This window comes from Enterobacter sp. RHBSTW-00318 (assembly GCF_014101375.1).
Classification (GTDB): Bacteria; Pseudomonadota; Gammaproteobacteria; order Enterobacterales; family Enterobacteriaceae; genus Enterobacter; species Enterobacter ludwigii.
Genome location: NZ_JABXQH010000001.1, coordinates 3,674,494 through 3,689,497, shown reverse-complemented (window position 1 = coordinate 3,689,497; position 15,004 = coordinate 3,674,494). Strand labels below are relative to the sequence as shown.

At 53.5% G+C, this 15,004-nt stretch carries 14 protein-coding genes; 8 read left to right on the top strand and 6 right to left on the bottom strand.

Translation table 11 applies throughout. The annotated features are described in order from the left end of the window. Positions 1-61: 61 nt before the first annotated feature. Positions 62-1,924: a bifunctional glutathionylspermidine amidase/synthase gene (gene gss, locus HV157_RS18260; RefSeq protein WP_182268800.1), complete on the bottom strand. Its 1,863-nt coding sequence runs from the start codon at positions 1,922-1,924 to the stop codon at positions 62-64. Between the two features lie 213 nt (positions 1,925-2,137). Here gss and yghU point away from each other — a divergent pair, with 213 nt between their 5' ends. Both yghU and HV157_RS18250 read left to right on the top strand, forming a co-directional pair. Further along, positions 2,138-3,007, top strand: a complete 870-nt coding sequence (yghU, locus tag HV157_RS18255) for a glutathione-dependent disulfide-bond oxidoreductase (RefSeq protein ID WP_020883668.1) — start codon at positions 2,138-2,140, stop codon at positions 3,005-3,007. 160 nt (positions 3,008-3,167) lie between these two features. Then, a complete protein-coding gene (locus tag HV157_RS18250) occupies positions 3,168-3,500 on the top strand; it encodes a glycine zipper domain-containing protein (RefSeq protein WP_020883667.1) in 333 nt (110 codons plus the stop codon). 80 nt (positions 3,501-3,580) lie between these two features. Here the strand turns inward: HV157_RS18250 and HV157_RS18245 are convergent, their stop codons facing one another. After that, on the bottom strand, positions 3,581-5,128 hold the full coding sequence (locus HV157_RS18245) for a methyl-accepting chemotaxis protein (RefSeq protein ID WP_014171604.1): 1,548 nt from the start codon (positions 5,126-5,128) through the stop codon (positions 3,581-3,583). 507 nt (positions 5,129-5,635) lie between these two features. Here HV157_RS18245 and HV157_RS18240 point away from each other — a divergent pair. Both HV157_RS18240 and HV157_RS18235 read left to right on the top strand, forming a co-directional pair. Beyond that, positions 5,636-8,227 carry an autotransporter outer membrane beta-barrel domain-containing protein gene (locus tag HV157_RS18240; RefSeq protein WP_182268799.1) on the top strand — a complete coding sequence of 864 codons (2,592 nt, stop codon included), beginning with the start codon at positions 5,636-5,638 and terminating at the stop codon, positions 8,225-8,227. A 148-nt stretch (positions 8,228-8,375) separates the two neighbouring features. Continuing rightward, positions 8,376-9,416, top strand: a complete 1,041-nt coding sequence (locus HV157_RS18235) for an aldo/keto reductase (RefSeq protein WP_182268798.1) — start codon at positions 8,376-8,378, stop codon at positions 9,414-9,416. A gap of 51 nt (positions 9,417-9,467) precedes the next feature. Here the strand turns inward: HV157_RS18235 and HV157_RS18230 are convergent, their stop codons facing one another. Together HV157_RS18230 and HV157_RS18225 are read right to left on the bottom strand one after the other, a co-directional pair. Further along, a complete protein-coding gene (locus HV157_RS18230; protein ID WP_014171606.1) occupies positions 9,468-9,956 on the bottom strand; it encodes a TIGR00645 family protein in 489 nt (162 codons plus the stop codon). A gap of 81 nt (positions 9,957-10,037) precedes the next feature. Next, positions 10,038-10,541 carry a hypothetical protein gene (locus HV157_RS18225; RefSeq protein WP_020883663.1) on the bottom strand — a complete coding sequence of 168 codons (504 nt, stop codon included), beginning with the start codon at positions 10,539-10,541 and terminating at the stop codon, positions 10,038-10,040. A gap of 102 nt (positions 10,542-10,643) precedes the next feature. On the opposite strand from HV157_RS18225, the gene HV157_RS18220 reads away from it, so the two are divergent. Together HV157_RS18220 and HV157_RS18215 are read left to right on the top strand one after the other, a co-directional pair. Further along, positions 10,644-11,048 carry a hypothetical protein gene (locus tag HV157_RS18220; RefSeq protein WP_182268797.1) on the top strand — a complete coding sequence of 135 codons (405 nt, stop codon included), beginning with the start codon at positions 10,644-10,646 and terminating at the stop codon, positions 11,046-11,048. A 1-nt stretch (position 11,049) separates the two neighbouring features. Further along, positions 11,050-11,502, top strand: a complete 453-nt coding sequence (locus HV157_RS18215) for a hypothetical protein (protein WP_020883661.1) — start codon at positions 11,050-11,052, stop codon at positions 11,500-11,502. Positions 11,503-11,547: 45 nt separating this feature from the next. On the opposite strand, the gene exbD is transcribed toward HV157_RS18215, so the two are convergent. Both exbD and exbB read right to left on the bottom strand, forming a co-directional pair. Continuing rightward, a complete protein-coding gene (gene exbD, locus HV157_RS18210) occupies positions 11,548-11,973 on the bottom strand; it encodes a TonB system transport protein ExbD (protein WP_014171610.1) in 426 nt (141 codons plus the stop codon). 4 nt (positions 11,974-11,977) lie between these two features. Further along, positions 11,978-12,709 (bottom strand): tol-pal system-associated acyl-CoA thioesterase, encoded by a 732-nt coding sequence (gene exbB, locus HV157_RS18205; protein ID WP_182268796.1) that lies wholly within the window; start codon positions 12,707-12,709, stop codon positions 11,978-11,980. 251 nt (positions 12,710-12,960) lie between these two features. Here exbB and metC point away from each other — a divergent pair, with 251 nt between their 5' ends. After that, positions 12,961-14,148, top strand: coding sequence for a cystathionine beta-lyase (gene metC, locus HV157_RS18200; protein ID WP_182268795.1), 1,188 nt, complete (start codon positions 12,961-12,963; stop codon positions 14,146-14,148). Between the two features lie 149 nt (positions 14,149-14,297). Beyond that, positions 14,298-14,957 (top strand): DedA family general envelope maintenance protein YghB, encoded by a 660-nt coding sequence (yghB, locus tag HV157_RS18195; RefSeq protein WP_014171613.1) that lies wholly within the window; start codon positions 14,298-14,300, stop codon positions 14,955-14,957. The last annotated feature ends 47 nt before the right edge of the window (positions 14,958-15,004 follow it).

The following is a 15,004-nucleotide window of genomic DNA, read 5'->3' as shown; positions in this document are numbered from 1 at the left end:
CCAGAAAACGAAAAACACCCGCAAGGAACACTTGCGGGTGTGTGTTGACAGCCGGAACAGCTTACTTGTCTTTCACCACAATCAACGGTTCGATGTCGCTCTCTTTCTTCACCACCAGCGAATCATCCCCGCGCAGACAGGTTCCGCCGTAGTTACCGCCCACGGTAAACGTACAGACCTGGATATACTTGCCATCCACCTTCGGCAGGCACCACAGCTGCTGGTAGATATTTTTGCGATCGACAAACTTGCCGCTCGACTTATCCAGCACTTCATCCCCCGCGCTAATCAGATCGATATTGCTGCCGCAGCGTCCGGCAATCGGTTTGATGGCGTAACCGGTCTGTTTCAGCAGGTCGTTAACCTCGAAATCGGTATCGAGCAAATAACGGTGATTCGGGAACAGCTGCCAGAGCACCGGGAGGATCGCCTTGTTGCCGGGAATAACCGTCCACAGCGGTTCGAACACCAGCACTTCCGGACGCAGCAGGACGTCAATCAGCCGTACGTCACCTGCCGGATGCCCAGTGCGGATCGGCACGGCGGCGTATTCGGTTTCGCTCACCTCGCGGATCTGCTCTATCGCCGTCTCCCACGCCCAGGTTTTCCACACGCAGTTAACGTGACGGCCTTCGTCGTCAATCAGTTGCCCGGCCGCATCCCAGCTGAGAGCGTTAAGCCCATGCAGAATTTTGGTTTCAAACCCGGCCTGCAGCAGAGAGCGCTGAATAAAGAGCGCGTGATAATCCTCTTCGACGTCATTGTCCTGCATGATGTGCACGAACGGACGCGCATGGCTGTGCTTCCACGCGCCGGTAAGTTCTTCCAGCAAACCTTCCGCCGGATTGTGGCCGTTACCGCGGTAACCGTTCTTCACCCACTCTTCGAGGATTAATCCCCCTTCCGTGTGGCAGGAGGCGGAATCGGCGTTGTACTCGTAAACCTTGATGCCACGCTCATCCATGCAGAAATCCATACGACCGGTGATCATATGGTGACGACGCCACTGCCATGAGAGGCGCAGACGCGGCCAGAGGATTTTAGGGATGTCAAAAAGCGCCAGTAAGTTATCGTCTTTCAGCACTTTGTCGGTCGCGTGCAGGTACATCAGGTGCAGTTCATTGGTCGCTTTGATCAGCTCCTGCTCGGCACTTTCGGTAATGGTAAAATACTGGCAGGGATCTTTATTGATAAAGTGGCCGTTTGCGCGGACATATGCCTGCTGCAGGGCGTCGTTTTCGTTGAGCCATTTCCCGTCAAACTGACGTTTATTCTTCAGCCGCGCACCGCTGATTTTGAGCAGTTCACCGTCGAGTTCCGGCTGCGGGATGCTGTGCTCCGTGTCGTCCGTCTGGATCATCCAGCCGAGAATTTCGGTATTGTTAAAGGTGTCATGCAGCGTGTAAGTACCGTTCTCAACGGTCATTCGCAGCTCGCGCGTCCACTGCTGCCCGAGCGGGAGCGGAGAGTGAATAACGTTCTGCTCGGCAATGCGCACCTTATCGTCCAACAGTTGCGTGATCACAGCAACGTGGCCGGTCTCATGAAACTCCCCGCCCTTTTGCCAGGTAAGCAACGCCCCGGCCTGCGGCGCGCGTTTCGACCCATTGGCAAAGGCCTGAAGCGGCAGGATGTTATCGTTCACGACCTGGCGCAAAAAGCGCAGAGAGAAGATCTCCCACGCCATACCGACGTCGGTGAAAACACATCCATAATTGAGGAACAGAAAACGGCGGGCGAACTCAACACACTGCCACTTGTGGCCCATGTATTCATTGCCAATATAGCTGCGAAAATCCGCGTCTTCCGGATAACGACGCGGATCGAGACTGCCGTAGTTTGAAGAGTAAATCGCCACGCCACCCGGCGCATAACCTAATAACGTCCCGAATGGCGCGTCACTGCTTAACTTTCCTTTACGCATGTATCCAACCTAAGACGGGCAGGCGGCAATGTTGAAAGGGTTGTCGTCGTCTGCACGTTGTAATTAACCTGACAGAGGTGGGATTTATCATACACCCGTTCCGCTGTCTGTGTAGTGTGGCGCGAAGGGGAAATGTATTGCGCTCAGTTCGCTAAACCCTCCTATGAACTCCTGCTACACTCCCTCAACACATCACAAAAAAGGCAGGCCAACATGTCAGACGAAAATACCTATCAGCCACCCAAAGTGTGGGAATGGAAAAAGAACGGCGGCGGCGCATTCGCCAATATTAACCGTCCGATCTCCGGTGCGACGCATGAGAAAGAGTTACCCGTGGGTTCGCATCCGCTGCAGCTCTATTCTCTGGGCACACCAAACGGGCAGAAAGTGACCATCATGCTGGAAGAGCTTCTGGCGCTTGGCGTGACGGGTGCCGAGTACGATGCATGGTTGATTCGCATTGGTGAAGGCGACCAGTTCTCCAGCGGCTTTGTTGAAGTGAACCCGAACTCGAAAATACCGGCGCTGCGTGACCACTCCACGACACCGCCCACGCGCGTATTTGAATCCGGCAGCATCCTGCTCTATCTGGCAGAGAAGTTCGGCCATTTCCTGCCAAAAGATCCGGCGGGACGTACGGAAACCCTGAACTGGCTGTTCTGGCTGCAGGGCGCGGCCCCGTTCCTCGGCGGCGGTTTCGGCCACTTCTATAACTACGCACCGGTGAAGATTGAGTACGCGATTGACCGCTTCACGATGGAAGCCAAACGCCTGTTCGACGTGCTGGATAAACAGCTGGCGCGTAGCCGCTACGTGGCCGGTGAAGAGTACACCATCGCCGATATGGCGGTCTGGCCGTGGTTCGGCTGCGTGGCGCTGGGTAGCGTGTATAACGCCGCCGAGTTCCTCGACGCTGAGAAGTACACCAACGTTCAGCGCTGGGCGAAAGATGTGGCACACCGCCCTGCCGTGAAGCGCGGGCGTATCGTTAACCGCACCAGCGGCGAGCTCAACGAGCAGCTCCACGAACGCCACGCGGCAAGCGACTTCGAGACCAATACGGAAGACAAGCGTCAGGCGTAATGCTCTGCCGGGCGGACCACCGCCCGGCAACAGGGATCCCTGCCAGGGGCATGATTTGCTTAAGGGTTGAGCCGGTATTACTGGCACTATGCGGACGTTTTTCTCAGGTCAGATGACGAGAAAAGCGGACTCAACCGACAGCAGTCACAAAGGATTTGTTATGAAATTGATGAAAACAGCGCTGATTATCAGCACCCTGATCTTTTCCACTTCTGGTATGGCGATAGATAAAACCGCCGCCGGTGCAGTGGCCGGTGCGGCAATTGGCGCAGCCACGGGCAAAGATTTGAAATCCACGGTAGGCGGTGCGGTCGTTGGCGCGGGTACCGGTGCGATGTTCAAAAACGGCGACAAAGGTAAAGCTGCGCGTAAAGGCGGCGCGGTGGGCGCCGTGGTGGGCGCAGGTGCTGCAGCGGTAACAGGCAACAGCGTACTGAAAGGGGCCGCCGTCGGTGCCGGCTCTGGCGCACTGATTGGTGAAGCCACCCACTGATAAGCGGCGGGCGGCGCTCCGTTTGGCTCGCCTGCATTTAATCGAAAAAAAGGCCGCACACGGCGGCCTTTTAGCAGTGTTTATGCCGAGAGGCGGAATTTCTGCACCGACCGCTGAAGCTCTTCGGTCTGACGTTCAAGCGCGGAGGCCGCTGCCGAGACCTCTTCCACAAGCGAGGCGTTTTGCTGTGTCACGCCATCCATTTGCGTGATAGCAATACCCACCTGCGAAATCCCCTTACTTTGCTCCTCAGACGCAGACGCGATTTGCTTCATGATGGTCGTCACTTCCGTCACATCACGCAAAATGGCATCCATGGTGGTGCCCGTGTCGCCCACCAGCTTTGCGCCCTGCTCAACGCGGGAAACGGAATCGGTAATCAATCCCTCAATTTCTTTTGCCGCGTTGGCGCTGCGGCTTGCCAGGTTACGCACCTCGCCGGCCACGACGGCAAACCCACGTCCCTGCTCGCCCGCGCGCGCCGCTTCCACGGCAGCGTTGAGCGCCAGGATATTGGTCTGGAAGGCAATGCTGTTGATCACATTGGTGATTTCAGCAATCTTCTTCGAGCTCTCAGAAATACCGCTCATGGTGGTCACCACCTCTTCCACCAGCGAGCCGCCGCGGCTGGCCGTTGTTGACGCCACATCCGCCAGCTGGCTGGCCTGACGCGCGCTTTCCGCATTCAGCTTCACGGTGGCGGTCAGCTGTTCCATGCTGGCCGCCGTCTCTTCCAGTGCGGCGGCCTGCTCTTCGGTACGAGACGAGAGATCGTTATTACCGCTGGAGATCTCCGTCGCGCCGCGCCAGATATTCTCGCTGCCGGAGCGAATAGAGCTCACCGCTTCTCGCAGGCTATCCTGCATCGCGCTCAGCAGGGGAACCAGTTGCCCCACGCAGTTGCGACCGAACGGTTCAATCGGCTGACTGAGATCGCCCTGGGCAATCTGGCGGAACTGCTGGCGAATGCGAGCCAGCGGTTTTACCAGCATCGCCATCAGGTAACGGTCGGTGAAGAGCAGGATTAACAGGCCAATAATCGTGGCGGTGATAATCACCGTGCGGGTCATACTGGTCAGGCTGTCTACGACGACTCGGGTGCTGTCGAGTGCCCGGGCAGCCGCGTTGTTAAAGTTCTCCGCAGCAGCACCAAACGCACGACTCAGCGGAGGGGTGATGTTATTCGCCTGCTGACGGTAGCCCTCCAGAGAGGACTGCTTCGCCTGCTGCATTTGCGGCGTTACGCCCTGCTCAAGCAAAGCCTGCCAGCTACCGATCACCTGAGCTGAAACTTGCTCATCCATCGGTCCTGGTGAGATTGCCTTCATCTCAGCCAGTTTCTTCCCCATATTGTCCAGCGCCTGCTGGGCAGGGGCCAGGTCCGGTGTGCCACCCGCGGCTTTCACTTCCATCGCGCGACTCAACCGGGTTACAAAGCGAAAATACTGATCGTTACCCTGACTGAGTATGGTCATCTGTTTGACCAGCTGGCGATCCACCTCATTGCCCTCTGATACCCGTGACAGAGACCAGGTGCTGTAAAGCCCCACGCCCGCCCACATTAAACAAAAGATCCCGAGAATCGTCAGCATGACGAAACGGATCGTGAAATTACGCAACATATTCATAAGTCTTCCTTGCCGTGAGGGTGAATTCGCCCAGAGGCGAGTCTTACCCTCGTTATCGGCAGGAATGAGCAAATTCATCACCTTTCACGCATTATTTTTATTAAAATTTTTACTGCCCCTGCGTTCATTCAGAAAAAAGAGACATTTTCGAAGGGGAAAATTACCCTGCTAAGAATGTGTTTTACTTTGTCAGTGGATAAATAAATGTAAAACTGCAGCGCATTAAATTAACGGCCATACCTCCTGAGGAGTACCTCATCAACAGGTTGCGTCAATCAATAGCGCTACCCTTTCGCGAAAACCCGCTTAATTTGCAGGGTAACTATTCAGTTTTATTTATCACACAAATATATTAACACCTAATTATCAGATTTCCTGATTTAAATACCCCAATAACTTACTCCTTATCTTTTAAATTTCATTACATCCTTTACTTATGAGAAATTCCTTAAATTAAATAAATTCCTTTACAAGGATGTCGACGATTTTTTATTAACGGAGTTTCAGATGCGTAAATTTATGAACCGCACATTGCTTTCGCAGTGTGTCTTAATGGCTTTAACCTCTTTCGGTACCCAGGCAGCAATGACGGCAGCGACACCGTGTGAGGATGGCGTGACGACGCAAACCTGTGGATTAACGAAATATACCGATGACAGCTTTTATCAAAATCCCGGTGTGACAAATGCGGTTATGGCCGACGCCACGGCGAATAATATTTTCATGGATGGTCATCGAGGGGATGGCGACACGCAGTCATTAACGGTATCCGGAACGGATATGTCAGGCCACTATATCCAGGGAAGCAACGGCGGTACCGCGAATATCACCCTGAATAACGGCGCTACGGCCGATATGATTGAAGTCGGTAGCGGAGGCGCGACCACCAATTCCACCGTGACGGTTGATGGCGCGACGCTGAACGGTGAAAACAGCACAGGCAATTACCAGGGTAATAAAACCTATATGATGGGCTCAGCGATTTATCTCGATCCACTGGATAAAGGCTACCACACAGTCAATATTGAGAACGGGAGCGCGCTGCATGGCAGCATTGTAAGCGCCGGCGCTGGCGAACAGGATATTACCCTCAGCAACAGTACAATGGATAAGGGCGGTATTTATGCAGGGAGCGATCAATCGGATACCCGCATTACGCTGACCGGAGCCACCGTCGATGCCTCGCAGAGTGAAATCGCGCAGAACATGGGCGACCTGGCCGAAAAACTCAGCGAGTATAAGCCGTTCAGTGACATCAACCTGGATGGCGTGGGCGATCTAGCCATCGCCATGTACGGCACCCAGGCCGATTCCCTGGCCCTGAATAACAGTACCGTCACTGGCGATATTGGCGTTATTAATGAAAAGGGGTCGACATCACTTACGTTTACTAATAAGAGCGTCGTGAATGGCAATATTACCCTGAACGGCAGTTCAGCGAATTCTGTTCTGGTGGATAACAGCACCATTAATGGTGCGGTAAATACCGGTCAAAACAGCGGCAATACCACCATCACGCTGCAAAACAATGCCACTGTAAATGGTGATATTACAACCGGTGCGGGCGATGATACGGTAGTGCTGACCAATAATTCTCATGTTAACGGCAATGTTGATGGCGGTGACGGTAGCGACACGCTGTCAATGGATGACGGCAGTTCTGTTTCTGGTGAAATTAGTCAGTTCGAGACGGTGAACACGACCAGCAATAACAGCATCGCCATTGATAAAATTAACGATGCCACCAGCTGGAGTTTACAAAATGGCTCAACGCTTGTCGCTACTACCACCGGCAGTAATGCGATGGTAAATATGAGCACCGACAGCTTTGTTGATTTCGGCAATATCACCGGGGTTAATAATGCCGTTGTCGTCAACAGCATTACTCCTTCGGCACAAAATCAGCAGAACGTGATTCTGGGTACGTTCACCACTTCAGGCACCAGCACCCCGCAAAATTATGCGGCGGCCACCTTCACAAATGGCCAACAGAATGTTGAAAACCGTAGCGGCGCTTATAACTATGACAACAGCCTGAATATTGTGGCCGCAGATACCGCGCCGCAGACACGCCTTACCGCCGATAATACGCAGTCGTGGAATATCGAATTTAACAGCCAGAAGGGCAGCCTCGCGAGCGACGTTCAGGGCCTTGTTGCCGGTCTGGACGCTGCCGAGCAGGCCGGACATCAGGTGGCTGATGATATCAGCAACCATATGAATCAGGTGCATCTGGCTAACCTGCTCGGCAAGCAGGAGGAAGGTGCGCAGGTCTGGGGTGATTTCCTCTATCAGAATGGCAACTTCAGCAATGATGTTGACTATAAGAGCATCACCCAGGGCGCTCAGGGTGGCGTGGACTGGACGGCGCATCTGGACAACGGTGATAGCGTCACTGGCGGTATTGCACTGGCATGGACACGCAGCCGCGTGCAGGATACCCATGACGGCGCTGATAGCTTTAATGACAGCGTCTACGGAAATTACTACAGCCTGTACGGTGGCTGGCAGCAGGCGCTTAACGGCAGAACATGGGGTATGTTTGCCGACGGTAGCTTCAGCTATGGCGATATGCGGTACACCCTGTCTGCGAATAACGTGACGGGGAATACCAGCGGCATGACCGAAGCACTGCACGGTTCGACGGATGGCACCCTGTATATGGCGCAGGCGCGTACCGGTGTGAACGTGTTGCTGCCAGGTGAAACCCTGCTGCAACCTTACGCCACCTTAGGCTGGGATCAAACCAAAGCAAACGGCTTCTCCGACAGTGAAGTGACCTTCGCCGACAGTCAGGTCTCTTCCTGGAACAGTGGGGTCGGGTTGAGACTCACCACAACGCTTCGCGATCTGAACAAGAACGTGCAGATGATGCCGTGGATCGACGCACGCTTCCAGAAAGAGTTCAGAGACGATACTGATATTCAGGCGGCGGATTACCACACCACCTCCGGCCATAACAACACGATGGGGATCTTCGGAGCAGGCATCAATGCAACCATCGCGCATAACTTCACGCTCAATACCGGGGTGTATGTCGGCACCGGTGACGTGGACAACGATGCCAGCGTGCAGGCGGGGATGAGCTACAGCTTCTGACGAGTGAACGCCCGGTCAGTCTGATGCTGCCGGGCTTTAATCATTCAGGGTGATCAGGCATGTCATCGCTTATCAACAGGATTTGTGATTTGATAAGCACAGAATGAAAACGTTGTTTCGAAAATTCATCGACAAGAAAGGAGACATCATGTCCTGGCACCCTTACCCCGCCCGCTACGAAAATATGCAGTACCGCTACTGCGGAAAAAGCGGCCTGCGCCTGCCGGCGCTGTCGCTTGGTCTGTGGCATAGTTTCGGCCACGTACAGCCTCTCGACTCTCAGCGGGCGCTGTTGCATAAAGCCTTCGACCTCGGCATTACCCATTTCGATCTTGCCAACAACTACGGCCCGCCGGCGGGAAGCGCGGAAGAAAACATGGGTCGTCTGCTGCGGGAAGATTTTGCCGCGTATCGCGATGAACTGATCATCTCAACCAAAGCAGGCTATGACATGTGGCCGGGGCCGTATGGGTCGGGCGGGTCGCGCAAATACCTGCTCGCCAGCCTCGATCAGAGCCTCAAGCGCATGGGGCTGGAGTATGTGGATATTTTCTATTCTCACCGCGTGGATGAAAATACGCCGATGGAAGAGACCGCCGCTGCGCTGGCCCAGGCTGTGCAGAGCGGTAAAGCGCTGTATGTCGGTATCTCCTCCTACTCCACGGAGCGCACCCAGAAAATGGCGGACCTGTTACGTGAGTGGAAGATCCCGCTGCTTATCCACCAGCCATCTTACAACCTGCTCAACCGCTGGGTCGATCACACCGGCCTGCTGGATACGCTTGAGAAAAACGGGGCGGGTTGCATTGCGTTTACGCCGCTGGCGCAGGGTCTGCTGACCGGAAAATACCTGAACGGTATTCCTGAAGATTCTCGTATGCAGCGTGAAGGCAAGAAGGTGCGCGGTCTGTCGGAGAACATGCTGACTGAAGCCAACCTGAACAGCCTGCGTTTACTGAATGAGATGGCACAGGCCCGTGGTCAGACGATGGCGCAAATGGCGCTGAGCTGGCTGCTGAAGGATGAACGCGTGACGTCCGTACTGATTGGTGCGAGCCGTCCGGAGCAGATCGAAGAGAACGTGCAAGCCCTGAATAACCTGCGCTTTAGCGACGATGAGCTGAAAAGGATTGACCAGCATGTTGCGGATGGGGAATTGAATTTGTGGCAGGCATCGTCGGATAAATAGCGCGGTCTGTCGCGCTCACGCCCCCCTCTCCCTTGGGAAGAGGGGGGGAAATTACTTCTTACTGATCTTATCCAGATACCCCATCACGAACGCAGACAGCACAAACGTCAGATGGATAATCACATACCACATCAGTTTGTTGTCCGGGACATTCTTGGCGTCCATGAATACGCGTAACAGGTGGATAGATGAGATCGCCACAATCGACGCGGCCACTTTATTCTTCAGCGACGAGGCATCCATTTTGCCCAGCCAGTTGAGCTTCTCTTTGCGCTCGTCGATATCGAGCTGAGAGACAAAGTTCTCATAGCCGGAGAACATCACCATCACCAGTAATCCGCCCACCAGCGTCATATCCACCAGCGAAAGCAGAACCAGAATCAAATCTGCTTCGGCAATGGAAAAGATGTTCGGCAGAACATGCAAGATTTCCTGGAAAAACTTAATCGTCAGCGCAATCAGCGCCAGCGAAAGGCCAAAATAGACGGGTGCCAGTATCCAGCGAGAGGCGTACATCGCGTTTTCAAAGAAGCGTTCCATAAAGTCCTGTCTGCAAACGAAACCAGCGCCCAGTATATCTCAACGGCGCTGACTGTTTGCAACAACTCACTCGTTGTACGTTCAGACATTGTCAGGATTAACGTCCGGGCGCGCATACTCCGGCCAGACCAGCACCACCAGTTCCGGATACGCCTCCAGGCTGAACTCACGAAAACACTGGCGCAGGTTTAATACGTCCAGATCGGAACAGGAGACCTTCTCACCGTTAAGGCAACGCTTTTTGATATTGTCATAATATTTATACACCGCGGAATTCAGGTCGCTGCAGCGGCGCTGCGCTTCAAACAACCCAGGCGTGTCATTAATTTCCGACATTTTCATTCGCTTAATTGTCGCGTGCAAAAAGTCGATATATTCATGGTTCACCCGCCAGTACCAAACCGGTGTAACCGAGTTCATCAATACGGAGAAATGGTCTTCACCTTCCTCTTTTGTCATCAGCTCAGGTAGCGGAGGTTCACTGGCGTCTTTCGACACTTGCGTTTTATTGAACTCCTGCATCAATAAAAGAACACCAGCGGTCAGTAATAGTAATGTGATGACCGTAAAAAAAATGCTGTTCATGGGTAGGCTCCATTTTTTTTGATTTTAAAATTGCCTCATGATATTGTCAACGAATCTCACGCCTTTACCAACCCCACCCTGTTGTAATTAAAGGAAATTAAAATGCTGCCCGACTACCTCGTCCCGGCTAAGTACCACATTGCGCCTGTGGAACAGCAAACGACGGAAGCAGAAAAAGAGGCTAATTTCACTCAGGGGAAAAGAAAGCTCTCTGATTACGAGTCTGACATATTAATAGGCGTTTCTCGCACCGGTAAATCCCGTAATATGTTACTGGAAGAGCACGACCGTCATATAAAGGACCGGTTATTTCGCGCCGTTAAAATAGAAGCCTTTGTCCACCTGCTGAATGACCTGCAGGCCGAAGGTGAAATAGATGCTCAGAAACTAAGTCAAATAATCGCGGAAAAAACCAAAGAAATAAACGAAGCCGGCAATGAAATTTGGCTTAATCTAATTACGCGTGAAACCAATAACCCTATTCTTTATAACCTGGGGGAAGAGTAACGTGAAAGAAATTAAAGATAACGACGTTTATTTGGCTTTAGATAACAAAAAAAGTGATGAATTTATCTTAAAGCAAAATCTCGATGCACTGCGAAACACAAAAAATGCCGAGATGACGCGAATAACTCAGGACCTGGTATCGATCCCGGCGACGCTGGTACGCCTGAAATGGCATAATCGCCGCGAGATTTATCCTCTGCAGGTGAAGGAAGAGATATACGGCGCGGTGATGAATACCCTCATCGAACAGCGGCCTGAGCTGAAAGAGAAGCTTCTCGGGCGTCTGGAGGCCAATTATCAGTATCTGCTCGCCAGAGAAGTGGCCACCCTGCGCCTGACGCGCAAACTGTCTGACGGCGAGTACCGCACGTCAAACGTCACCTGCGTTGCGCTTGATGAAGACGCGCTGGCGTCCCACGCGCCTGCACCTGCGTCCACTGAGACAAAGAACTGATCGCCCGACACGCATAAAAAAAGCCGGCTTTCGCCAGCTTCTTTGTTATTTCGCGGCCGCTTTCTCTTCGCCGACCAGCCCAATCTTGAGATAACCCGCCTGATGCAGCGTGTCCATTACCTTCATCATGGTTTCGTAATCGACGGTTTTATCCGCACGGAAGAAGACCGTGGTGTCTTTCTTGCCGCCGGTGAGCTGATCCAGCGCCGGGATAACAGACTGATCCGTCACCGGGTCGTTGCCGAGGAACATCGATTTATCCGCTTTCACCGACAAATAGACAGGTTTCTCAGGACGCGGCTGCGGCTGGCTGGAAGAGGCAGGCAGATTCACCTTCACATCGACCGTCGCCAGCGGCGCAGCCACCATGAAGATAATCAGCAGAACCAGCATGACGTCGATAAACGGCGTCACGTTGATTTCATGCATTTCGCCGTTATCGTCCAGATTTTCGTTAAGACGCATCGCCATACAATCAACCTACGCGCAGTTTAGACGCCGCATGCACCGGTTTAACGGAGCTGGCATTGAGGTCAAGATCGCGGCTTTGCAGCAACAGCACCTGCGCGGCGACGTCACCGAGCGTGGCTTTATAGTTGCCAATCATACGCGCGAAGATGTTATAGATGACGACCGCAGGAATGGCCGCGATCAGACCGATTGCGGTCGCCAGCAGCGCTTCGGCAATCCCTGGCGCAACCACCGCCAGGTTGGTGGTCTGCGTCTGCGCAATGCCGATAAAGCTGTTCATGATGCCCCAGACCGTACCGAACAGACCGATGAACGGTGAGATCGCCCCGATAGTGGCCAGATAACCGTTACCGCGGCCCATATGACGGCCAACGGCAGCAACGCGACGCTCCAGGCGGAAGCCGGTACGTTCTTTAATGCCTTCGTTATCTTCACTGCCTGCGGAGAGTTCCAGCTCGTTCTGTGCTTCGTTGACTAACAGGGTGGTCAGGCTTTTTCCATGGAAGGATGAGGTCATGTCTAAGGCCTGATCCAGGGAGCGGGCTTCAGCCAGTTGCTGTTGTTCCCGCTTGAGGCGACGCTTCTGCGACAGCAGTTCGACGCTCTTACTGAAGAAGATAGCCCAGGTGATCACGGACGCCAGAACCAGGCCGATCATCACAATCTTAACCACGATGTCAGCATGATGATACATGCCCCAGACGGAGAGATCCGTCTGCATCAAATTATTACCCACTCTGTATCTCCAGGACGCAAATCACAAAATCTGACCGTAATAATATCAAAACGTCGTCGAATTGATAGTAGTTCTCATTAGTATTTACATACTGCCGTAATTTTCGTTCACTTTCCTTGCGCTTACGCAGTAAAAATTTCTTATGCGTATTTTTGCTAATATTTTCTGCTTATTCGATAAGCCCCCGGGTGCAGATTTTTACAATCGTGGTAGTCTGGACGTCCAGACGTATAAAAACAGGGTTAGCGAACATGATAAAGAAGCATCTTGATACCACGCTGGTACAGGCAGGACGCAGCAAAAAATACACTCAGGGATCGGTCAACAGCGTGATTCAACGCGCCTCCTCACTGGTATTTGATACCGTCGAGGATAAAAAAATCGCCACGCGCAACCGCGCCAAAGGCGGGCTGTTCTATGGCCGTCGTGGCACGCTAACCCATTTTTCACTTCAGGAAGCCATGTGCGAAATGGAAGGCGGCGTGGGCTGCGCCCTGTTCCCCTGTGGTGCGGCGGCAGTCGCCAATACCATTCTGGCGTTTGTGGAACAGGGCGACCATATCCTGATGACCAATACCGCTTATGAACCAAGCCAGGATTTTTGCACCAAAATCCTCAGCAAGCTCGGCGTGACCACCGGCTGGTTCGATCCGCTGATTGGCGAAGGTATCGCTGAACTTATTCAGCCGAACACGCGCATTGTATTTCTGGAATCCCCAGGCTCTATCACCATGGAAGTGCACGACGTCCCGGCTATTGTGAAAGCAGTGCGCAGCAAAGCCCCCGAGGCAATCATCATGATCGACAACACCTGGGCGGCGGGCGTGCTGTTCAGGGCGCTGGAATTCGACATTGATATCTCTATTCAGGCAGCGACCAAATATCTGATTGGCCACTCTGATGGCATGATCGGTACTGCCGTATCGAACGCGCGCTGCTGGGATCAACTTCGGGAGAATGCCTACCTGATGGGCCAGATGGTGGATGCGGATACGGCCTACATGACCAGCCGCGGTATCCGTACGCTGGGGGTACGCCTGCGTCAGCACCATGAAAGCAGTCTGAAGGTGGCCGAATGGCTGGCCCGGCACCCGCAGGTCGAGCGCGTTAACCATCCGGCGCTTCCGGGCAGCAAAGGCCATGAATTCTGGCAACGTGACTTTACGGGCAGTAGCGGGTTGTTCTCATTTGTTCTTAAAAAACGGCTCAGTAACGACGAACTGGCGAACTACCTGGATCATTTTACCCTTTTCAGCATGGCTTACTCCTGGGGCGGGTTTGAATCCCTGCTCCTGCCTAACCAGCCGGAGCAAATTGCGGCCCTGCGCCCCGGTGGAGAAGTGGATTTCAGCGGCACGCTGATCCGACTGCATATTGGTTTAGAAGATGTTGACGATTTAATTGCGGATTTAGCGGCAGGGTTTGAACGTATCGTGTAGAGTGCATGCTGAAAATGTACTCCCTGGACGCTTTTGTGAACACTGCCACCAGAAAAGTCTGCATTAGTTGCGCCCGCGATCAAACCCCACGGGCGAATTAGGGAGTACAATAGCGCTATATCTGCATCTGCTGTTCCACAGGAAAGTCCATGGCTGTTATTCAAGATATTATTGCGGCACTCTGGCAACACGATTTTGCCGCGCTGGCGGACCCTCACGTTGTAGGTATCGTCTATTTCGTGATGTTCGCAACCCTGTTTCTGGAAAATGGATTACTGCCAGCCTCATTTTTACCCGGTGACAGCCTGCTTTTACTGGCCGGGGCGTTAATCGGTAAAGGCGTCATGGACTTCACGCCGACGATGGTCATACTCACCTCCGCTGCCAGCCTCGGTTGCTGGCTGAGCTATCTGCAGGGCCGCTGGCTCGGCAATACGCGCGTCGTGAAAGGCTGGCTGGCGCAGTTACCGCATAAATATCATCAACGTGCGACCTGCATGTTTGACCGCCACGGTCTGCTGGCGCTGCTGGCCGGGCGTTTTCTGGCGTTTGTTCGCACGCTGCTGCCGACCATGGCAGGCATTTCCGGGCTGTCAAACCGCCGCTTCCAGTTCTTCAACTGGTTGAGCGCCCTGCTGTGGGTAGGCGTGGTGACCACGCTTGGCTACGCGCTGAATATGATCCCCTTTGTGAAACACCACGAAGACCAGGTAATGACCTTCCTGATGATCCTCCCGCTTTTCCTGCTGGTCGCGGGACTGCTCGGGACGATTGCGGTCGTGATTAAGAAGAAATACTGCAGCGCGTGATATAAAAAAGCCGGGTGACGTTACGCTTACCCGGCTGGGCTCTCCCC

Coding starts and splice junctions, on each gene's coding strand:
- gss (WP_182268800.1), bottom strand. CDS start 1,924: ATGCGTAAAGGAAAGTTAAGCAGTGACGCGCCATTCGGGACGTTATTA.
- yghU (WP_020883668.1), top strand. CDS start 2,138: ATGTCAGACGAAAATACCTATCAGCCACCCAAAGTGTGGGAATGGAAA.
- HV157_RS18250 (WP_020883667.1), top strand. CDS start 3,168: ATGAAATTGATGAAAACAGCGCTGATTATCAGCACCCTGATCTTTTCC.
- HV157_RS18245 (WP_014171604.1), bottom strand. CDS start 5,128: ATGAATATGTTGCGTAATTTCACGATCCGTTTCGTCATGCTGACGATT.
- HV157_RS18240 (WP_182268799.1), top strand. CDS start 5,636: ATGCGTAAATTTATGAACCGCACATTGCTTTCGCAGTGTGTCTTAATG.
- HV157_RS18235 (WP_182268798.1), top strand. CDS start 8,376: ATGTCCTGGCACCCTTACCCCGCCCGCTACGAAAATATGCAGTACCGC.
- HV157_RS18230 (WP_014171606.1), bottom strand. CDS start 9,956: ATGGAACGCTTCTTTGAAAACGCGATGTACGCCTCTCGCTGGATACTG.
- HV157_RS18225 (WP_020883663.1), bottom strand. CDS start 10,541: ATGAACAGCATTTTTTTTACGGTCATCACATTACTATTACTGACCGCT.
- HV157_RS18220 (WP_182268797.1), top strand. CDS start 10,644: ATGCTGCCCGACTACCTCGTCCCGGCTAAGTACCACATTGCGCCTGTG.
- exbD (WP_014171610.1), bottom strand. CDS start 11,973: ATGGCGATGCGTCTTAACGAAAATCTGGACGATAACGGCGAAATGCAT.
- metC (WP_182268795.1), top strand. CDS start 12,961: ATGATAAAGAAGCATCTTGATACCACGCTGGTACAGGCAGGACGCAGC.
- yghB (WP_014171613.1), top strand. CDS start 14,298: ATGGCTGTTATTCAAGATATTATTGCGGCACTCTGGCAACACGATTTT.